At 55.7% G+C, this 19832-nt stretch carries 18 protein-coding genes; 11 read left to right on the forward strand and 7 right to left on the reverse strand.

The genetic code is table 11. The annotated features are described in order from the left end of the window. Window positions 1-60 precede the first annotated feature (60 nt). From PUV47_RS12350 to PUV47_RS12360, 3 genes are all read right to left on the reverse strand, one after another. Window positions 61-537, reverse strand: coding sequence for a YHS domain-containing (seleno)protein (locus PUV47_RS12350; RefSeq protein ID WP_274218861.1), 477 nt, complete (start codon window positions 535-537; stop codon window positions 61-63). A 452-nt stretch (window positions 538-989) separates the two neighbouring features. Next, on the reverse strand, window positions 990-1466 hold the full coding sequence (locus tag PUV47_RS12355) for a YHS domain-containing (seleno)protein (RefSeq protein WP_274218862.1): 477 nt from the start codon (window positions 1464-1466) through the stop codon (window positions 990-992). 297 nt (window positions 1467-1763) lie between these two features. Further along, window positions 1764-2306: a TetR/AcrR family transcriptional regulator gene (locus PUV47_RS12360; protein WP_274218863.1), complete on the reverse strand. Its 543-nt coding sequence runs from the start codon at window positions 2304-2306 to the stop codon at window positions 1764-1766. A 177-nt stretch (window positions 2307-2483) separates the two neighbouring features. On the opposite strand from PUV47_RS12360, the gene gatC reads away from it, so the two are divergent. From gatC to PUV47_RS12375, 3 genes are all read left to right on the forward strand, one after another. Next, the gene (gatC, locus tag PUV47_RS12365; RefSeq protein WP_274218864.1) at window positions 2484-2771 is read left to right on the forward strand and encodes an Asp-tRNA(Asn)/Glu-tRNA(Gln) amidotransferase subunit GatC; all 288 of its coding nucleotides are present in this window, start codon (window positions 2484-2486) and stop codon (window positions 2769-2771) included. Between the two features lie 51 nt (window positions 2772-2822). After that, entirely contained in the window at window positions 2823-4301 is a 1479-nt protein-coding gene (gene gatA, locus PUV47_RS12370) for an Asp-tRNA(Asn)/Glu-tRNA(Gln) amidotransferase subunit GatA (protein WP_274218865.1), read from the forward strand. A gap of 1173 nt (window positions 4302-5474) precedes the next feature. Further along, window positions 5475-6797: an alpha/beta hydrolase family protein gene (locus PUV47_RS12375; protein WP_274218866.1), complete on the forward strand. Its 1323-nt coding sequence runs from the start codon at window positions 5475-5477 to the stop codon at window positions 6795-6797. 65 nt (window positions 6798-6862) lie between these two features. Here the strand turns inward: PUV47_RS12375 and PUV47_RS12380 are convergent, their stop codons facing one another. Together PUV47_RS12380 and PUV47_RS12385 are read right to left on the reverse strand one after the other, a co-directional pair. Then, window positions 6863-8254: a methyl-accepting chemotaxis protein gene (locus PUV47_RS12380; protein WP_274218867.1), complete on the reverse strand. Its 1392-nt coding sequence runs from the start codon at window positions 8252-8254 to the stop codon at window positions 6863-6865. A gap of 319 nt (window positions 8255-8573) precedes the next feature. Then, window positions 8574-8831: a YjhX family toxin gene (locus PUV47_RS12385; protein ID WP_274218868.1), complete on the reverse strand. Its 258-nt coding sequence runs from the start codon at window positions 8829-8831 to the stop codon at window positions 8574-8576. 327 nt (window positions 8832-9158) lie between these two features. On the opposite strand from PUV47_RS12385, the gene PUV47_RS12390 reads away from it, so the two are divergent. The 7 genes from PUV47_RS12390 to PUV47_RS12420 all read left to right on the forward strand — a co-directional run bounded on the left by PUV47_RS12390 (window position 9159) and on the right by PUV47_RS12420 (window position 17021). Then, the gene (locus PUV47_RS12390) at window positions 9159-9452 is read left to right on the forward strand and encodes a phosphatidylglycerophosphatase (RefSeq protein WP_274218869.1); all 294 of its coding nucleotides are present in this window, start codon (window positions 9159-9161) and stop codon (window positions 9450-9452) included. A 218-nt stretch (window positions 9453-9670) separates the two neighbouring features. Next, window positions 9671-11155 (forward strand): Asp-tRNA(Asn)/Glu-tRNA(Gln) amidotransferase subunit GatB, encoded by a 1485-nt coding sequence (gene gatB / locus PUV47_RS12395; protein ID WP_274218870.1) that lies wholly within the window; start codon window positions 9671-9673, stop codon window positions 11153-11155. A 236-nt stretch (window positions 11156-11391) separates the two neighbouring features. Further along, window positions 11392-12963, forward strand: a complete 1572-nt coding sequence (locus PUV47_RS12400; protein ID WP_274218871.1) for a glucan biosynthesis protein — start codon at window positions 11392-11394, stop codon at window positions 12961-12963. After that, window positions 12960-13154 (forward strand): hypothetical protein, encoded by a 195-nt coding sequence (locus PUV47_RS12405; RefSeq protein WP_274218872.1) that lies wholly within the window; start codon window positions 12960-12962, stop codon window positions 13152-13154. The genes PUV47_RS12400 and PUV47_RS12405 overlap by 4 nt, the downstream gene beginning before the upstream one ends. Further along, on the forward strand, window positions 13151-14881 hold the full coding sequence (gene mdoH / locus PUV47_RS12410) for a glucans biosynthesis glucosyltransferase MdoH (protein ID WP_274218873.1): 1731 nt from the start codon (window positions 13151-13153) through the stop codon (window positions 14879-14881). The genes PUV47_RS12405 and mdoH overlap by 4 nt, the downstream gene beginning before the upstream one ends. Before the next feature lie 64 nt (window positions 14882-14945). Then, window positions 14946-16529: an ArnT family glycosyltransferase gene (locus PUV47_RS12415; protein WP_274218874.1), complete on the forward strand. Its 1584-nt coding sequence runs from the start codon at window positions 14946-14948 to the stop codon at window positions 16527-16529. A 27-nt stretch (window positions 16530-16556) separates the two neighbouring features. Continuing rightward, window positions 16557-17021, forward strand: coding sequence for a GNAT family N-acetyltransferase (locus tag PUV47_RS12420; RefSeq protein WP_274218875.1), 465 nt, complete (start codon window positions 16557-16559; stop codon window positions 17019-17021). A 50-nt stretch (window positions 17022-17071) separates the two neighbouring features. Here PUV47_RS12420 and PUV47_RS12425 read toward each other — a convergent pair whose 3' ends face one another. Both PUV47_RS12425 and PUV47_RS12430 read right to left on the reverse strand, forming a co-directional pair. Beyond that, window positions 17072-17512 (reverse strand): DUF2147 domain-containing protein, encoded by a 441-nt coding sequence (locus tag PUV47_RS12425; RefSeq protein WP_274218876.1) that lies wholly within the window; start codon window positions 17510-17512, stop codon window positions 17072-17074. A gap of 109 nt (window positions 17513-17621) precedes the next feature. Continuing rightward, window positions 17622-18038: a DUF2147 domain-containing protein gene (locus PUV47_RS12430; RefSeq protein ID WP_337994502.1), complete on the reverse strand. Its 417-nt coding sequence runs from the start codon at window positions 18036-18038 to the stop codon at window positions 17622-17624. A gap of 296 nt (window positions 18039-18334) precedes the next feature. Here PUV47_RS12430 and PUV47_RS12435 point away from each other — a divergent pair, with 296 nt between their 5' ends. Continuing rightward, window positions 18335-18601 (forward strand): hypothetical protein, encoded by a 267-nt coding sequence (locus PUV47_RS12435; protein WP_274218877.1) that lies wholly within the window; start codon window positions 18335-18337, stop codon window positions 18599-18601. Window positions 18602-19832 lie beyond the last annotated feature (1231 nt).

Raw genomic sequence — 19832 nt, forward strand, 5'->3', positions numbered from 1 at the left:
GAAAAAGCCGCAGCTCCAGAGCCGCGGCTTTCGTCGTCGATGGGGATGAAGGTCAACGGATTAACCCAGCTCGTCTGCTGGTGTTTCCTTGATTGTTGGCCAATTGGTGTTGGCGTTGTTGATCACTTCATCTGTGCGTTCGGTAAAGCGGCGATGAGCACCGTCATGGGCGTTGAGATAGAGTTTTCCATCAACGATGGCCCACTTTTCAGGCATGATCGGGATCTTGTAACCGAAGCTCACGCCCGTGGCACACCAGCCGCCGTATTGCGGGGCATACTTTTCCGGATTGGCTTCGAATTTTTGAAGGTTCTCTGCGCTGTAGAACTGCCAAGTCACGTCATCATAGGTTGTCGAGAACTCTTTTTTGCCCGGCACAGGCTTGCCTTGGGTGAAGTAGGCAACCGGATCGGTCCCTTTGATTGCAAGACCATCTGCCGTGAAGGTGGTCACCTCATCTGCAAACGTCATGGCGGGAGCCGCGGTCATCATGAGACCTGCAAGAGCGATGGCTTTGAAAGTTGACTTGATCGGCATGTGTCGGTTCCTCTCAATTCTACCCGGAGCGTGACTGTGTGGGGGAGGGTCAGTTTCTATCTTGTTGCGCGGGCCGGTTCGGCTGTGTTTCTTTGCAACGATACTCTGCGGTTTTTTTCAGGCTCATGCCAATCAAAGGGCATCACGGACGCGCGAGAAGGCCGTCAGATGAGCGTTATGGTTAGGGCGCGTTCTACAGCTCTTGCCAAGTTCGAAACAAATCCTGTCGCCGTGCCCACTGTCCGCCTGTCGTACCTTTGGGTGTTGAGCGATTGAGTCGTGTTGATACTGATCGAGTGCGTGTTGTCTCATTCCCAATTGGACTGGTTGAAGTGAAATGCGCTCAGATGCGCAACCGGAATGAGCTAGTTTCGAAAACGAGAGAAGCCGCAGAGGGGGCGCTCTGCGACTTCTTCATGCGAACAACTTACGGGTAGGGTTGAGGGGGCCGATTAGCCGAGTTCGTCCGCAGGAATGTCTTTCACGTTGGGCCAGTTGGTGTTGGCGTTCTCGATGACTTCCTCGGTCTTTTCATTGAAGCGCTTCATGGCACCATCATGTGCATTGAGGTACAGCTTGCCATCTACAATGCGCCACAGGTCAGATTTGATGGGCAGCTTGACGCCAAAACTCATGCCGGTTGCACACCAGCCGCCGTACTGAGGTGCATACTTGGCCGGGTCAGACTTGAACTTCTCGAGGTTTTCCGCGCTGGAGAACTGCCAGATTACATCATCGTATGTTGTGGTGAACTCGGCGGTACCTTGTACCGGCTTTCCTTCAGTGAAGTAAGCGACTGGGTCGGTGCCGTTAATTGCAATACCCTCTTGGGTGTAGGTGGTTACTTCGTCTGCCATAACCATCGCTGGAGCGGAGACTGCCACCATGGTGGCCAGGGCAAATGCTTTGAATGTCGCGTTAATCGGCATGTTTCTTGTTCCTCTCACCCGGATCGCTTCCTTCGCGATGGGGTGGCTTCGAACTGATTGTTTCTTGCTCCATGACCGGGCTGATCTCTATCGTCCACTGGGACCGGCGCCTGTCACGATTTGGAATGTGGCGGGGAGTGTTCAAAAGCGCCAATCAAACGACCTCACGCGACTGAGAGGCGCCGTGAGATCCCTGTCAGAAGTCAAGGGAATTCCTCTGAATTTTCAAGAATACCTGTTTTACTTCAGATGCTTGATGACTTTAAATGGATAGTGTACAGATCTGTTCACCTTGGATCACATGTCTTTCACGGTGGATGTGATCAGGTTTTTCAGGGCAATTGCGCCCAGTGGTGAGCGCTGAAACAGGCAACGGTAGAGCAGTTGCGCCAGAATGAGGTCGATCTTTTCTTCCATGCCCGCTGTATTCCCGGCATAGACGAACATCTGACGAAAGAACGTGCGTTGTTCTCCTTCAATCAGTCTTGCATCCTCTGCTGTGGTGGGTTCGGTCAAGAGTGCGAGATAGGCCTTGCCGAGGGGGGAGGACACGAGCGCCTCCTGAAAGTGGCCTGAAACACTGATCAGATCACTGGATAGCGACCCTGAGCCGGGCGGTTCAACGGGAATTCTTGAAAACCCATAGCGCACCGCCTCGCTGATCAATTCCTCTTTGCTTTGCCACCGGCGGTAGAGAGCCTGCTTCGAGGTCTGTGCATTGGCGGCTATCCGGTCCAAACGAGCGCCGTGGAACCCGTGATCAGCCACTTCCTGAAGTGTCGTCTTCAGAATGCTGCGGGTCAGATCATTGTTTTTCGGACGCCCGATTGTTGTCTTCATGGAAAAAGCCGCCAGCTGCGAGTTGCGTGTCTTCTAATAACGGTCCTAGTCAGTCTCGTAAAGTGGCCATGGCAGAGGATGACCCGCTGCGGCGCATTGAAAACCAAGGCGTGGCCTGTTTATAGCTGACTACAATAAATTGACCTCGGCAGGTGCCGAGATGAGTTGGAGAAGCGCATGTCTGTTGATTTGAACACGGTAAAGCGTGTGGCACGGCTGGCCCGCATCAAGGTGGATGACGCCCAGGCGGAAAAGATGACTGGAGAACTCAACGCGATCCTCGGGTTCGTTGAACAGCTCGATGAAGTCAACATCGATGGTGTTGAGCCAATGACCTCTGTTGTTGAGCAGAGCATGAAGAAGCGCAGTGATGGCAAGACGGATGGCGATTATGCCGATACCATCGTCAAGAACGCGCCTGTTTCTGAAGACAACTTCTTCATGGTGCCAAAGGTTGTTGAGTAAGCCCCGCGCTTGATCTCCGCTTGTTTCTCATTTTCCAAGGAACACTAGACAATGACAAAGCTTGTCGATCTGACTATCGCTGAGGCGCGTGAAAAACTCGCTGCCCGCGAAATCTCTGCCACGGAACTGACCGAGGCGTATCTTTCCGAAATCGAAACCGCCAATGCGGCTTTCAACGCTTACATTACGGTTACTGGTGACATCGCCCGCGAGCAGGCAAAAGCGTCTGACGCAAAGATTGCTGCAGGTGAGGCGCGCCCGCTCGAAGGCATTCCTCTGGGTATCAAGGACCTTTACGCCACCAAGGGCGTGCACACGCAGGCCTGTTCTCACATTCTGGATGGCTTCAAGCCCGAGTATGAATCCACCGTCACCCAGAACCTTTGGAACGACGGCGCTGTCATGCTTGGCAAGCTGAACATGGATGAGTTCGCAATGGGCTCCTCCAACGAAACATCGTTCTACGGCAACGTGGTCAACCCTTGGCGTCGGAAGGGCTCTGACACTGCGCTGGTTCCAGGCGGTTCTTCTGGCGGTTCTGCGTCTGCGGTTGCTGCCCACCTGTGTGCCGCGGCGACCGCATCCGATACGGGTGGCTCCATTCGCCAGCCAGCCGCGCTCACTGGTACCGTGGGCATCAAGCCAACCTATGGCCGTTGTTCGCGCTGGGGCATGGTTGCGTTTGCGTCTTCTTTGGATCAGGCCGGTCCGATTGGCCGAACCGTGCGTGACAACGCGATCCTGCTGAAGTCCATGGCTTCTGTGGATGCAAAGGACACCACCTCTGTTGACGCGCCTGTGCCGGACTATGAAAGCTTTGTCGGCAAGTCCATCAAGGGCATGAAGATCGGCATTCCCAAGGAGTACCGTGTAGACGGTATGCCGGAAGTCATCGACCAGCTGTGGCAGCAGGGCATTGAATGGCTTAAGGACGCCGGCGCAGAAATCGTCGAAATCTCCTTGCCGCACACCAAGTACGCCCTGCCAGCCTACTATATCGTGGCACCTGCTGAGGCTTCTTCCAACCTTGCCCGCTACGACGGCGTGCGCTACGGCCTTCGCGTTCCGGGCAACGACATCGTTGAGATGTACGAAAACACCCGCGCGGTAGGTTTCGGAGATGAGGTGAAGCGCCGCGTGATGATCGGCACCTATGTGCTTTCTGCCGGTTACTACGACGCTTACTACCTCAAGGCCCAGAAGGTGCGCACGCTGATCAAGCGCGACTTTGACTTGGCTTGGGAAAACGGCGTTGACGCAATTCTGACGCCAACCACACCAGATGCAGCGTTTGCACCGGGTGAAATCACCGATCCTGTGACCATGTACCTGAATGACATCTTCACCGTGACCGCAAACATGGCAGGTGTTCCGGGCATCTCCATTCCAGCAGGTCTCAATAAGGATGGTCTGCCGCTCGGTCTTCAGCTGATTGGCAAGCCGTTTGATGAAGGCACCCTGTTCCAGGTGGGTGAGGTGATCGAGCAAGCTGCCGGCACCTTCAAGCCAGAAAACTGGTGGAGCAAATAAGCTGCTAACCTGATGTGAATGACTAAGGCCTCGGAGAGATCCGGGGCCTATTTGTTTTAGGCGCAAGCGCATCCCATACCCCCACCGGTACCTCGCATCAGTGCCCATGAGAGACCCTCCGTACTCACCACACACCCCCACTGTCATCCCGCACTTGATGCGGGATCCAGCCGGACCTGTTGGCCAGCACACGGCGCTTGGTGTTCCGTGTTCGCATGCGCTCACGCTTTTTGTGCTGGATCCCGGATCAGCGGCTCGCTAGCGCTCCCCTTGTCCGGGATGACGCGAGGGTGGAACGGACTACCGGCACCCCGCATCAGCGCCCATGAGACCACGCGTCGCTGAAACCCCGTGCCCATGAGATCCACCGTACTCACCACACACCCCAACCGTCATCCCGCACTTGATGCGGGATCCAGTCGGGATTGTTGGTCAGTACGCGGCGCTTGGGGTGCTGTGTTCGCATAGGTTCACGCCCCTTGCGCTGGATCCCGGATCAGCGGCTCGCTACCGCTCCCCTTGTCCGGGATGACGCCGGAGGAGGGGGAGGGCGGACTGCCAACTCTTCGCGAGCGCCTATGAGACCACACGTCGCTGAAACTCTGTGCCCATGAGGCCCACCGCACTCTCTACCCACCCCGACCGTCATCCCGTACTCTCTACCCACCCCGTCCGTCATCCCGCACTTGATGCGGGATCCAGTCGGGCCTGTTGGTCAGCACACGGCGCTTGGGGTGCTGTGTTCGCCATTGCTCACGCTCCTTGCGCTGGCTCCCGGATCTGCGTCTCGCTATCGCTCCCCTTGTCCGGGATGACGCGAGGAGGGGACGGACTACCGGTACCCCGCATCAGCGCCCATGAGACCACGCGTCGCTGAAACTCCGTGCCCAAAAGACCCACCGCACTCTCTACCCACCCCGACCGTCATCCCGCACTTGGTGCGGGATCCAGCAGGACCTGTTGATCAGCACACAGCGCTTGGGGTTCCGTGTTCGCAAGGGTTCACGCTTTTTGTGCTGGATCCCGGATCAGCTCTTTTCTTGTCCGGGAGAACCTCAGACCTCAAAAAACCTGCATCAATCGGCTCATAAATGCCAGCAGGGTGGTTGCTCAGCTCCTCTTATACTCTAAGTTGATCGTCATGTGGCGCGCTTGATGATTAGGGAGGGGTAAATGACCTCATTCAAGAAGGTTCTGGGGCTGGCAGTGGTTCTGGGAGTGATGCCGGTGAGCGTGTTTGCGGAAAACAGAATTGATAGTCAGCGGCCTGATGCGCCTGAACTTGCAGCTTATGGCCCTTACCCGCTGGGCGTGCGCACTCTGGACCTGATGCACAAGGATCAGATCAATGTGCTGGCGCTGGATCCGGCAGGTGCCGAACCTGACGTGTTGCCGCGTTATGACCGTAACCTCACGGTCGAGGTCTGGTATCCGGCGGCAGAGGGCAGCTCCGGGTCCACAACCCTGACTGCTTACCTGCGTGATGGCAAAACCGAGGTGGCGCTTGAAGGGCGTGCGCGCCGGGACGCTGCGCCGGCGCGTGGCAGCTATCCGCTGGTCCTTGTCAGTCATGGCTATCCCGGCAATCGGTTCCTGCTGTCGCCACTTGCGGAAAACCTTGCCTCCAAAGGTTATGTGGTGGCCTCCATCGACCACAAGGACAGCACCTACAGGGACAAGGCAGCGTTCGGGTCCACACTGGTGAACCGGTCGCTGGATCAGGTCTTTGTGCTCAATGAGATTGATCGTCTGTCGACCGAAAAGGGTTCGTTCCTGAATGGTTTGGTGGACACAAGCCGCACCGGGCTTATTGGCTACTCCATGGGCGGTTACGGCGCGGTGATAACGGCGGGCGGCGGGGTCACACAAGCAGCCGTCGATCTGTCTTGGGGCGCGCCATTTGGCACGCTGGGCATCCACCGGGCTGGTAGCGAGAGCCACAAGGCGCTCATTGATACGCGCATCAAGACGGCCATTGCGTTCGCGCCGTGGGGCCGCACCTACGACTTCTGGGAGGTGGATGGTCTCAAGGGCATCCAGATCCCCATGTTGTTTGTGGCCGGTTCCGAGGACGATGTCTCAGGATATGAGGGCGGCATCCGCACCATCTGGGAAGAGGCGGGGGCGGTCGATCGTGCCCTTTTGACCTTCGAACATGCCAACCACAATGCAGGTGCGCCCATGCCCGCGCCCAGAGAAGCCTACCGCTTCGATGAGGAGCTGGGGTTTAACGTGAGCGAACACTATACGGATGCGGTCTGGGATAATGTGCGCATGAACAACATCTCACAGCACTTTGCCAGTGCGTGGATGGATCTCTACCTTAAGGAAGATGCCGACAAGGCCAGCTATCTGGAGCTTGTTCCGATCTCCAATGATGGTGTTTGGGAGCAGTCAGAAGATGGCAGCTACGGCGAGGGGCATTCCTATTGGAAAGGGTTTCCGAACCGCACTGCCAAGGGCCTTCGCTTTGAATGGTTGAAGGCCGGGGAGTGAGCCAAGGCCAGTTAAACAAAAAGCGCGGCAAAAACCTGCCGCGCTTTTTGATACCATTTCTCCCGTTAGCTCCTGATCAGCTCATCGATACAGGCAAGCACTCTCTCAGAAGCCTCGCTCATGCGGGTATAAGCCTCAAGCGCGCCATTGCGGTCGCCGCCATGAAACAGGTCAGCGCAGCGTTTACCCTGATCATGCACCTCTTCGTGGGCTGGAAGCAGGTTCTGGAAGGCAGGCATCGCAATCAGGGCAGGGCTGGTGATGTTGTCATACCATTTTCCCAAGCCACATTCGTGGTAGTTGCTCATTTGCGCTGAGGTCTTCTGGCTCAGGCCCGCCATGATCTCGGCAAGGTGCTTCTTCCATAGGATATGGTCCGCCTTGGCCTTGAGGAGCACGAAGCCGGGAATACTGCGTTGCTTAAGTTCGTCGAATTGCTGGGCAACGATCTTCTCTGATCCTGAAACACTGCGGATCACATTCTCGATGGCCGTGCTGGCCTTTGCCGAGTGATGGGCTACTTCCACAACGCCCTTGGCGATTTCATGATTGGCCTGACTTTGCTGTTCTAGCAGTTCAGCGTTTTGCCGGGCCTGCGTGTCAATCTCTCCGGCGCTGGTGCGCACTTGGGTAATGTGTTGCGCGGCCTCTTCAGAGCGTTGCAGGCTTCCTTCCACCAGACCGCCCACACTTTCCACGGTAGAGTTGACTTCGTTGAGGTTTTGCAAAAGGTCGTCGATAAGCGCCCTGATGTCATCGGTCGCCTTTTGGGTCTGGCCGGAAAGGTTTTTCACTTCAGATGCCACCACTGAGAAGCCTTTGCCCGCTTCACCGGCCCGCGCCGCTTCAATGGTGGCATTGAGAGCCAGAAGATTGGTCTGCTTGGAAAGGCCGTCGATGGTGTTCACAAAGCTTGAGATCTTGTCGGCCGCTTCAGCCAGCCGCTCGCCGGCTTCCTGCATGCGCTCGAAAGAAACACCAATTTCCCGATTTGATTCCAGCGTCGCATGGGTCACCGTTTCGCAGTCCCGCAGCGCGTTGTTGGCGTCAGAAATGGTGTCAGCGGTTGCCTTGGCGTTTTCGGCGATCAGGTTGATGGAGCTTTCCATCTCCTCAACACCGGTAGACATGGTCTGCGCCCAGCCGTCGGTCGCCCGCACATGCGTACTGAGTTCTGCGGTGTAGGCCATGGCTTCACTGGCGTTGATGGAGTAATCAACGGTGCGCTCCAGCGTCTGCGTATCCCAATGGTCAATCTTGCGCTGTATGTCTGCCGCCAGCTCAACGATATCCTCAGGGATGGTGAGCCCTTCTTCCAATGGCCTGGAATCGCGCAGCGAGGCCAGAAGAGCGCGGATTTCATTGAGTGTTTTGGCATCAGTCGAACCGTTTGCAGACTTCGGCTCATCAATGGTTTGCGTGTTGCCAAGGCCAAAAAGGGACCGCTGTCCAGACATTACAACCTCCTCCCGGATAAACTATTTACAGTTGCATATCACTAGCAGTTCACCGGGGTAGGGTTGAGGGTGGTTTTACGTACCTAGATATCTTTTACTGCGAAAAATTAATATAGAGGGCAGATTATATTTCTTTAAAACAATTCTATATTTCAGGTAATTTGAAAATTAGTTATTTCTAACGTAAATCAGCGACCGTCTTGCATGGAAGGTGGCTAGAGGTTCAAGTTTCGTGAAATTTTATTCTTTAAGTAACCGGTGCTTTCTGCGGCGTTGGTTGAGGTTGCCCCCGGTCAGTCGTGACCAGGGGCACCATCACTCATCGGTTGTCCAGTTCGGCCCGTACGCGTGTCAGGCCCAGCCGGGTTGCGCGGTAGGGCTTGCCGCCCTGACTTTTGATGAGGCGTTTCGCTTTGAGTTTGCGGAACAGGAGAAGGTTCATGCCGCTCATGAACCATCCATCTCGTGTTACGCAGTTCACCTCGATGATTTTACCGCGCTCGTCTTTTTCAAGGCAGATATGACCGCCCTGCGCCAGCACATGCATGATGCGCTGTTCAGCTTTTGAAATGTCCATTGAATTCTTGAAGTTTTATGTGGGCACGTTTGCTCGTTCCCATCCACAAAAGAGCGGTACGGGTGAGCGGTTATATTCGTGCGGGCCCTGTCTGGTCTCTTCAGTAAGCCGACAGGGCTTTACCGGGCCTCAAAGCTGTAAGACATAAAAACTCCAACGATTTGGTGGTTCTGTCTTTAAAAGGCTCCCCAACACTGCGCTAGCACATTTGGGCAACACCATGCCGAAAACGTAAAAAACACCGGTCTGGTCGAAAAACACTTGAGAGTGCTTATCTAACCGCCTAGTGAAAACACCTAGGTGTTGAGCGCAGGTGAGGCGGGGATCATGACAGACAGCTGGACAGTATTGATTGGCTTTGCGGGATTGTTGAACCCGCTTGCGCTTGTGATTGGCGCCCTCATGGGGCGGGGCTGTGATCAAGCTGGTAAATATCTGATCGCTGGGTTTGCTGCGGCAGCGGTCAGTTTGTTTTTGGAGGCATTGCTGCGCCTTGTTGGCATGCCGTTTCTCCCAGCACATGAGAGCGGCGCGCTGGCTCTGTTTCCGTTCCGCATGATTGGCGGTGCGCTGGCTGCATTCATCGTTCGCACGATCTACGTGCGCTGGGCGCGCAGCTAGCAGCTTTCCCGTAATCGCTTTGTCGGTCCAGACAGCGCGGGGCCAGTTTTTAGGCGATAAACCTGCCTTGTTCAAAAAAACAGCAGGCTTTGTTCTTGCCTCTTTGAAAAGAACGGACTACCCAAGCCAATTGAGTTTACATGCGGCTGCCTTCTCCCGTTTACGCTACGGGGCCCTCCGGAAGGCCGCTTCAACGCAAAAGACAGGAAAATGATCGCATGACGATTGTCGATACACGGACGCCGGACCCGAAGAAGTTTATCAAGGGCGCAACGGGCGACTGGGAAATCGTGATCGGTATGGAGGTCCACGCGCAGGTGACCTCTGAGGCCAAGCTTTTCTCGGGCGCTTCCACCAGCTTTGGCAATGATCCTAATGCGAATGTGAGCCTCGTTGACGCGGCCATGCCAGGCATGCTGCCGGTGATCAACGAGGAGTGTGTGCGTCAGGCGATCCGCACTGGCCTGGGCCTCAAGGCCGAAATCAACTTGAAGTCTGTTTTTGACCGCAAGAACTACTTCTATCCAGATCTGCCGCAGGGCTACCAGATCTCTCAGTTCAAGCAGCCAATCGTGGGCGAGGGCATCATCTACCTCGACATGAAGGACGGCGAGAAAGTGGAAGTGGGCGTTGAGCGTCTGCACCTTGAGCAGGACGCGGGCAAGTCCTTGCACGACCAGCACCCAACCATGTCCTTTGTGGACCTGAACCGCTCTGGTGTTGCGCTGATGGAAATCGTGTCTAAGCCAGACATCCGCTCTGCGGATGAGGCGAAGGCCTACCTGACCAAGCTGCGCACCATTCTTCGCTATCTCGGCACTTGTGATGGCAACATGGACCAGGGCTCCATGCGTGCGGACGTAAACGTTTCCGTACGCCGTCCGGGTGGTGAGTTCGGCACACGCTGCGAAATCAAGAACGTCAACTCCATCCGTTTCGTGGGTCAGGCGATCGAGTATGAAGCACGCCGTCAGATCGGCATTCTGGAAGATGGCGGTCAGATCGATCAGGAAACCCGTCTGTTCGATGCGGTGAAGGGCGAAACCCGTTCCATGCGTTCCAAGGAAGAGGCGCACGATTACCGCTACTTCCCGGACCCGGATCTGCTGCCGCTGGAATTCACGCAGGCCTATGTTGATGATCTTGCTCAGCATCTGGTCGAACTGCCAGACGACAAGAAGGCTCGTTTCATCGCCGAATACGGTCTGACATCGTACGATGCCGACATTCTCATTGCTGAGAAATCTTCCGCTGACTTCTTCGAAGAAGTTGCCAAGGGGCGTGACGCCAAGTTGGCTGCCAACTGGGTGATCAACGAGTTGTTCGGCCGCCTTAACAAGGAAGGTCTTGAGCTTGAGACCTCTCCGGTTTCTGCTGCACAGCTTGGAGGCATTGTTGATCTCATCAAGGGCGGTACCATCTCTGGCAAGATCGCAAAGGACCTCTTCGAGATCGTATGGAGCGAGGGCGGCGACCCAGCTGTGATCGTTGAAGAGCGCGGCATGAAGCAGGTGACCGACCTTGGCGCAATCGAGACGATTGTGGATGAGATTCTTGCAGCAAATCAGGACAAGGCTGAGCAGGCTAAGGAAAAGCCGGGGATGCTCGGCTGGTTTGTGGGCCAAGTGATGAAGGCCTCTAAGGGCAAAGCTAACCCACAAGCTGTGTCTGATATGTTGAAAGCCAAAATTGGCCTAGATTGAGCCCCAATATATTCTCAGTTCATGTATAGAGCTGCTCCCTAGGTCGGGAGCAGTTCTTTTTTTTGGTCTTCCCGGCGTCTTGCGTATCGGTTGCAGTTCTCGCGCGTTCAAGCAGAAGTGAGCACAAGTCACTACTGAGGGCATTGTCCGCAGGTCTGTTTGCTGCAACGACTATACATCAAGAGTATTATCCAGTTTTTCGGGTGAAGATAAGGCAAAAGGGCAATTTGCTGCAAATGAATCGACGCGATTTTCTTTTGGGGAGCGCAGGTGTCGCTGCGCTGCTTACTGTCGGGGCCGGACCTATACACCCCAATACTGCATGGGCTGTTGAAGCAGAAGGGCTGGAATCAGTTTCCTTCAGCTTCGACTGGCTGACTAAGAAGATGAAGGACAAGGCCGCAGGCAAAGGTGCTGCGGAAGATGCGCCAGCCATTCCAGAATGGTTGAGCCGGCTGAGTTATGACCAGCATCGGGCAATCCGCTTCAACCCGGAGAATGCTCTGTGGTCTGGCGCTGCGCATAACTATGAGCTTCAAGCCTTCCATCCGGGATGGCTTTTCAATGAACCGCTTCGCCTTTATGAGGCGGAGGGTGAAAAACTGACTGCGCTGACCTTTACCGAAGATGATTTCATCTATGGCGCAGGGGTTCCGGAGCATCCAAAGGAAGAGAGCAGGTTGCCGGGCATTGCCGGGTTTCGGCTGCACTATCCTTTGAACTCCAAGGAATACAAGGACGAGCTGGTCGCCTTTCTTGGGGCAAGTTACTTTCGTGCTCTGGGCAAGGGAAGCCGTTATGGCCTTTCTGCACGCGGTTTGGCAGTCAACACCGTCACGGGTGATGCGGAAGAGTTTCCGCGGTTTACTGCGTTCTACGTTGCGCCGCCTGCGGTTGCTGGCGAGCCGCTTACCGTCTATGCGGAGATGGAAAGCGACAGCGTTTTTGGCGCCTATGAGTTCAAGATCGTGCCCGGCGATGCCACTTTGATGGATGTACGTGCGCGCTTGTTTGTGGTCAAGGACACCGAGCGTTTCGGCATTGCGCCGCTAACCAGCATGTACTTGTTTGGTGAGGGCGATTCTTTCGGCTTCGATGACTATCGTCCGGAAGTGCATGACAGCGATGGTCTGTTCATCCATGCAAGTCATGGCCAGGAAATCTGGCGTCCGCTTGCCAACCCCAAGCATATTCAGACCTCTTTTTTCTCCATGGAAACGCCAAAGGGTTTCGGCCTGATGCAGCGTGATCGCCGGTTCGAGAACTATCAGGATCTTGAGGCTCGCTATGAGCTGCGCCCAAGTGCTTATGTGGAGCCAACGGGTGATTGGGGACGGGGATCGGTTGTTCTGGTTGAGCTGCCGTCCGACAAGGAAATCAACGATAACACGGTTGCTTTCTGGCAGCCGGAGGCGCCTGTGAAAGCGGGCGATGAACTGGAGCTGTCTTACAGGCTGCTCTGGGGAGACCTGCCGCAAAAAGCCGATGACATGGCACGCGTATATAGCTCCCGCATGGGACGTGCTGGCAATGCGGCGGCTGACGATGATCCGCTCATGCGGAAGTTTGTAGTTGAGTTTGAAGGAGTGGCGCTTGCCTCCGCTAAAGACATTGAGCCCGTGCTCGATGTTCATGGCGGCAAAGCCGAACTCATCCTTATCGAACCTGTCGCAGACACTGGGCGTCTGCGCATTACAGCCGACATTCGTCGTCCGTCTACTGATGCTGTTACAGAGCTATCCTTGCATCTGGCATCTGAAGACAAGGTTCTTTCCGAAACCTATGCCTATCAATGGGGCCGTTCATGACCTCCCAACTTAGCTATCCGTCTGACATGAAATCTGTTGCTACTGAAACTGTCGCCCTGATGGGGCCAATTGCGCCGTTGCCAATGCCTGTGCAAGATCTTTCTCCGCTGCGTCCTGCCGTTCTTGAGTGGTTCGCAAACACCTTGCGCATCGCGTTTCGGCTGAACCGACAGAAGGATTCTTGCCTATGAGCGGTTCTGAGCGGAACCGTCAAGCATTTCTGCCGCGCATGATTGTTGTACTGGGCGCTTTGGCTCTCGGAACAGCAGCGGCAGTGCTCTTTCATTCAAGTTTGGGTCCGCGCGCGATCTCCAATATCGACTGGAGCCGCGTGGTTCTTGTGTTCTTCAGTGTGTTCTGGCTCGGCTGGGGTGCAGTTACGGCATTGCTGGGTGTGTTCTGGCGCCAGCCACCAGACATTGGTGCGTCGCTGGACGGCATCCCCATGCCGACCTTCAAGACCGCAATCCTTGTTCCGATCTACAATGAGAATGCGCCTGAAGTCTTCAACCGCATTCGCATCATGCGTGATGATCTGATGGCGGCAGGGTGCCTGACCCAGTTCGATTTTCACGTCTTGTCGGACACACGCTGCGAAACGCTGGTTGCCGAAGAGCGTCAATGCCACATCAAGCTTGCGCAGGATCCGGGCATTCCGGTTTACTATCGCAACCGGGTGTCCAATGAAGGTCGGAAGGCTGGTAATATCAAGGAGTTCGTCACCCGGTGTGGCGGTGCCTATGAAACCATGCTTGTGCTTGATGCGGACAGTCTGATGACGGCGCAATGCATGATGCGCATGGTGAAGGCCATGGCGCAGGAGAGGGACCTTGGCCTGCTCCAGACTGTGCCGATCGTGATTGGTGCCAGTTCCGTTTTCGCGCGAATCGTTGCTTTCGCCACAGGGCTTTATGGGCGCACCTTTGCTCGCGGCTTGACCGTGTTGCAGGGAACCTGTGGGCCGTTCTGGGGGCACAATGCGATCATCCGCACCCGTGCCTTCGCACAGTCCTGTGGCTTGCCCGTTCTGAAAGGTGAGGGGCCGCTGTCCGGTCATATCCTCTCCCATGATACGGTGGAAGCTGCGCTGCTGGCCCGAAGAGGGTGGCAGGTGCGTTGCGACGCAGAGCTCGAAGGCTCCTATGAAGAAATGCCCGCCAACCTGCTCGGGTTTGCTGCGCGAGACCGGCGTTGGTGCCAGGGCAACTTGCAGCACGCCCGTCTTCTGTTTGCAAACGGGCTGACCTTGTGGAGCCGCGTGAACATCACTCTTGGGATCACGGCTTATCTGGCGTCGGGCTTGTGGTGTCTGTTCCTTATCCTGAGCCTTGTCTCCTTGGGCACGACTTCGGTTTATGAACGTACATTGCGCCTCTATCTTTCCGTCAATGATCTGGATCTTTGGTTCTTGCTGGGCATGATTGTCGCCTTGCTGTTCCTGCCGAAAATTCTGATTGCTGTTGCCAATGTCTCCGGATACCGCCGGGGGGCCGTGTCAGGGCTTGCGGTCATGCTGGGGTACTTCTTCGAAGTGCTCGCGGCGATTGCGCTGGCGCCAATCCTGATGATGTTCCAGTGCCGTGGCATCCTTGAGATCCTTATTGGCCGGGACAGTGGCTGGTCTACCGCGCACCGTGGGGAAGGCACCTTGACACTCTGGGAGAGTGTGCGGGCAACTTCATGGATGCCGGGGTTTGCACTGCTTGCGCTGGCATTTGGCTATTCCATTTCCATCGAGACGTTGTGCTGGTCCTTGCCAGTTGCGCTGCCGGTTCTTTTGGCTCCGCTGATTGTTTGGGTTACCTCCAAGCCAATCTCAACCCGCGGTGCCTCAATCCTTGGCCTTGTCTTGCACCCAAACCAGCGACTTGGGGACGAACTGCGCCAACTGGGTTTTCGAGATCATGCAATCTCTTAGATCTAGAGGATAGATAAATACCGAGAGCCCGCGTTTGATCAGATTGTCAAACGCGGGCTTTTTCATGTCTCAACAGGTACAGGCAGGTCAGGAGCAATTGACCGGCTTTCATGGCGCGCTGCAGCGTCCTCAAGTCGTGATTGCCTTGATTATCGGATATTGCGGGCTGAATCTCTTGTTTCGCGCCGCCGCGTCGCCCGTCATCGGCATCGATGACATGTTCGAGAACGTTTTGGTTCAGGAGCTGCATGCCGGGTACATGCTGCGGCAGCCGCCGCTGTATGAATGGCTTCTCTATCTCATCCAGCAGCTTGTCGGCCCGACGATCTGGAGTTTCCAGATCTTGAAGTACGGTCTTGTCTGTCTCGCCGGCGTGTTCTTCTATGCTCTGGCACGCCGCGCGCTTCGCGATTCAGCACTGGCCGCCGTCTCCACGTTCTCTCTGGTTCTGTTTTACCAAGTTGGTTTCAACCTCCATGAGGGGGTGACGCACACGGCTGTTCTTATGGCAACGGTGTGCGCAACGTTCCTCTGCTTTATCCGGCTTGTAGAAGCGCCAGGTTTGTGGCGCGCCGCGCTTCTCGGTGTTGTCTTAGGGCTTGGCATGCTTTCCAAGCATTCATTCTGGTTGGTTCCCGTTGCGCTGGCATTTGCTGTTGTCTCACTGCGCCCATGGCGGGAGCGTTTGCCTTGGGACCTGCTGCCGCTTGCCATCCTGGTTGGTGCTGTTGTTTATGCGCCGTACTTGCTTTGGACGTTTGAAGCCAAGCAATCCCTTCTGTCCAATAGCCTCAACGTCATGGTCGTTGGCGAGCAGCAAAGCCATTTACTCCGTGCGGCTCAAGGAGTGGGAAGGCTGAGCGTCAGTCTTCTTGGCTTCTCGATGCCTTTTCTTGTGCTTTGGGCGCTGTTCTTTCTGACAGGCGGCCTGGCTACAAGAGAACGAGTGGAAGGCAACAGGAGCCTTTCTCCGCTCGCGCAGCTAATTGGCCGGTATATCTTTGTTGCCATAGTCATAACGGGTTTGGGTGTGCTGCTTTCGGGTGCCACCTACATCAAGGAGCGGCACATGCACCCGATCTTGCTGCTTCTGCCGATCTATGCGTTCGCATTGGTTGAGTTTCGAGGCTATTCGGAAAAGCGGCTGTGGTGGTTCATGGCTGTCATTGCCGCTGTCATCAGCCTTGTATTCCTTATCCGCCTTCCAGACTTCATTGCGCCTGATCGGACAATTTGCGGCTCCAAATGCCGCGTTGCAAAGCCTTATCCGGCGCTTGCGAAAAAGCTGCTGGAATGGGACCAATCGGTGGCTGAGGGTACTCTCATTGCCCTTGATTCATACCTTGGCGGCAACCTCAGAGCGGCCTTTCCCGAGGCGCGTCTTGTAATCCGCGAGTTCCGTCCGACAACGCCGGGCAGAGCCTCCTGTTTCGTTGTTTGGGAGCAGGGGGATGGGCAGCAGCTGCGTTCCTTGGCGCAGGCTGCAAAAGACGAGCGGTTCACAGCCGCAATGGAACTAACAGCGCCTGAGGTCCTTAGCTCTGGATACTTCAAGGTGGCGTGGCCGCATTTGTGGTTGCCGACCGGCCACCGTGTTACAAACTGGGCCGCGTATCGTATCGAGCCCACAAATGCGTTGTGCCAATAGCACCCGCTCACTGTTCCGGAATAGCATATGTCAGGTCCTGCCTTCACCATCCGCGTCGCAACCGGAGATGATCTCCCGCAAATCGTTGCTCTCATGAACGCTGCAGCAGTGGGGGCGCGTGCATCCCTTGAGACGGACGACATGACCGTTTATGCGGCGGCTTTCAAAGAGATTGAAAAGGCGCCTGAGGCCGATATCTTTGTGGCGGTCGACAGTCAGGGTACAGTGCTTTCCACATACCAGCTTACCCTTGAAAAAGGGCTGGCCTTTCAGGGGCGGCCGCGTGCGACTGTGGAGAGCATGCACACACGGGCGGATCAGCGCGGCAAGGGGATTGGACGCGCGATGATTGCGCATGCAAAGCAAACCGCCGCAGAAAAGGGGTGCTGCATGGTACAGCTCACCAGCAATGCGCAGAGGGTAGATGCTCATCGGTTTTACCTGCGGGAGGGGTTTGAGCAGAGCCATCTTGGCTTCAAGCTCATGCTCTGAAAGAGCCGATGACAAGCCTGCGACCGGGTTCTGCGCCCGGCCGCCTGCGCTCACTTGCTGGCCGATCTGATCCAGTCTTCCGATTTGCACACGTCCACGACAACCTTTTTGCATCCGGTCAGCTTGAGTTTGCCGTTCTCCAGAAGTTCCAGTGTCGCCTTGGCGGAAAGGCCGCGCTTGGGATCGTAGACCATGCCTGCCCATTTCGTTTCATTTACCGGCGACATGCCCCAGATCACGTTGATGCCAAGCACCTTTCGGTCCCGCTTGGATTTGTCTTCATTGTTCCGGTCGGTAATTTCTTCTTTCACCTCACCGGGAGGTGGGGGGAAGTCAACCAGCTTGCCGCAAAGTCCATTGCTGCAAGGGCGGATTTGCACGATAGCGCCGTCCCCGGTCAACCATGGTCCTTGGATTTGAGAGGCGCTTGCCGTAGTGCCCATGCCGACAAGCAGAGCAAGGGCAGAATAAAGCGCATGTTTGATAAACATAAGTACACCGTGATTTGTTCTTGTTATTTGGCTATCTCCCCCAAGGATATCGGGGGAGATACTCTTTATCACGGCGGTCTATTTAGAGCGTTTTAGTGTAAACGTAAACTTACTTTATGCGTGACCACGTTTCACCTTTGCAGATAAGGCCGCCCAACACGCAGCCTTCAAGCTTGAGTTCATTCGCGGAAGTCAGCTTCATTTTGCCGGAATAGGTCCGGCCATCCTCTGCGTTGTAGACCTTGCCCTTCCAGGTATCATCGCCAGAAGGCTTCATGCCCAAAATGGTTTGAGACCCTACCAGGTTGCGTGTCCGCAGTGCCGGGTCTGGATTTTCGGTATCCTTGCGCGGTGTTTTCAGCCACACGAGATTTCCGCAGAGTGCGCTGCCACAATCAGCGATCTGAATACGGGCAGTTCCATTAGAGCGCTGCCAGGTGCCCTTTGCGTCCGCTGCGAAAGCTGATGGTGCTGAAAGGCTCAAGCCTGCAATAACGGCCAGCCCCAATGCCATGGATTTCATCATGTCGTACCCTCCCAGATGTCTTGATGAAAGCTTGGATATACTGCGAGTTTAGGCGCGGAACCGGCGGCGCACTAGGGGAAATGCGTAAACTGCGTCTATGGTCTAGGGCCCAACCCCAGGTTCTCCAAGAGGGAGGGATCTCTAATTACTGATATGATATTTATTTCTATGAAGTATTTATTTGTTATTTGTGCCTATAATTATTGTAATTATGTAGTAACCAAGTCAATTATCAATGAATTTAGGATTATATTTTACTTAGTTTGGTGTGTTTACTTGTTTTGTAAGGAGGGGGTATGGCCTTTCGAGTAGAGCGCACTTTACAATTGGTTTGTTCTGAGGGGCAGGACGTTCCAGAAGGTTATTTGCATCGTGGGTTGCGGGCCGCATCCGGTTCTGGTGGTGCCATGGATCTGGTTGCCGCTCACAAGTGGTTCAATATCGCCGCTCTCAAGGGGTGCCGGGAAGCAACGCATCACCGCCGTGAAATCTCTGATTTAATGAGCGCTGCCGAAATTTCAGAGGCACAGCGCCAGGCTCGTCAGTGGCTGGCAACACAATAGGCGGCGTCAGGTCTGGAAGACTGTTCCTGTTTGACCCCGTGGCTATTTGTTCCTGTTGTCTTTTGGGTCCGGCGGCCTTTTTGCCCCTGTTGCCTTGGGCCGAAGCCAATGCCGATCGAAACCCGGTGGCTTTGGATCGCGTTCTGGCCCTCCGCTTGCCAGCTACTTTTTGGGCAGTCATGCCGTTTGTACCTCGTCGCGGGCGCCAACGGCCTCGCTTTCCCCATGCTTCGGTTGCTTTTTTTGCGCTGGATACCGGATCAGCGTCTCGCTTTGCTCACCTTGTCCGGCATGACGGTTGTGAGGTGATCGGATACCTGTTTGTCATGGCCTTCGCCTACTCGCCACCCTTGAGCGGACCTCCCCACGACTTCACATCGTCTCTAACGTAGGTCATCGCGGTCACCCCACTTCCGTCTTTCTCTGCTGTCATCCCGGGCTTGACCCGGGATCCAGTTGTGTGTGGTTCGGCAGGTGAGGGCGGCGGTTGGATGGGGCAGAGCTTTTGCTGGCTGAGCGTTTGCTGACTTTACTCTTGTCCGGGCCTGCGCCGACGGGGGCGTGCTTTCCTTCTGCTTGCCCGTCGTCCCTGATCGCGCGACGGCTGTCATGTGCAGTTGTTTTAAATGACGCTCTGTTCAGATCTTGGAAGCCACTCCCCTTGGTCGGCGTGGCTTCCTCCTATTTTGCCTCCGCTTCCGCCCCGTCTCTCGTCGGTCATCCCGGCACCGCAGGTGCTTGTTGGTTTTGCGCTGGATACCGGATCTGCGTCTCGCTGCGCTCGCCTTGTCCGGCATGACGGTGGTGGTTTGGCCGAGCGGTTCGGCTTTCTACACGGCTGCGTTGCTGTCCTCTGCCCCACTTTGCTCTCGCTTGCGGCCCGCCTTGTTACATCGGCCGCCGACTGTTTGAACGCGGGTCCGCTGCCGGGCTGACCGCAGGCTTAGTGCCCGCACACCCCACGGATTGGCACGTCGGATGTCATGTGCAGCTGTTTTAAATGACGGTTGTTCAAGTGCTGGGGCATTATTCGTTAGCACATTGGGCCTTACTCTGCTCCTTCCGCGCAGCCCTCCCGTTGGCCCACCCGCCTCCGCTGTCTTTTTCGGCTGTCATCCCGGGCTTGACCCGGGATCCAGATATGCGGCTCGGCAGGTGAGGGTGGTTGTGGGAGTGCGTGCGCTCGTTGTGTTTTGGTTTTGATTTTGTGTTTCCACATTGGGTTTTGGGT

The organism is Pseudovibrio exalbescens, from assembly GCF_028737195.1.
Taxonomy (GTDB): Bacteria; Pseudomonadota; Alphaproteobacteria; order Rhizobiales; family Stappiaceae; genus Pseudovibrio; species Pseudovibrio zosterae.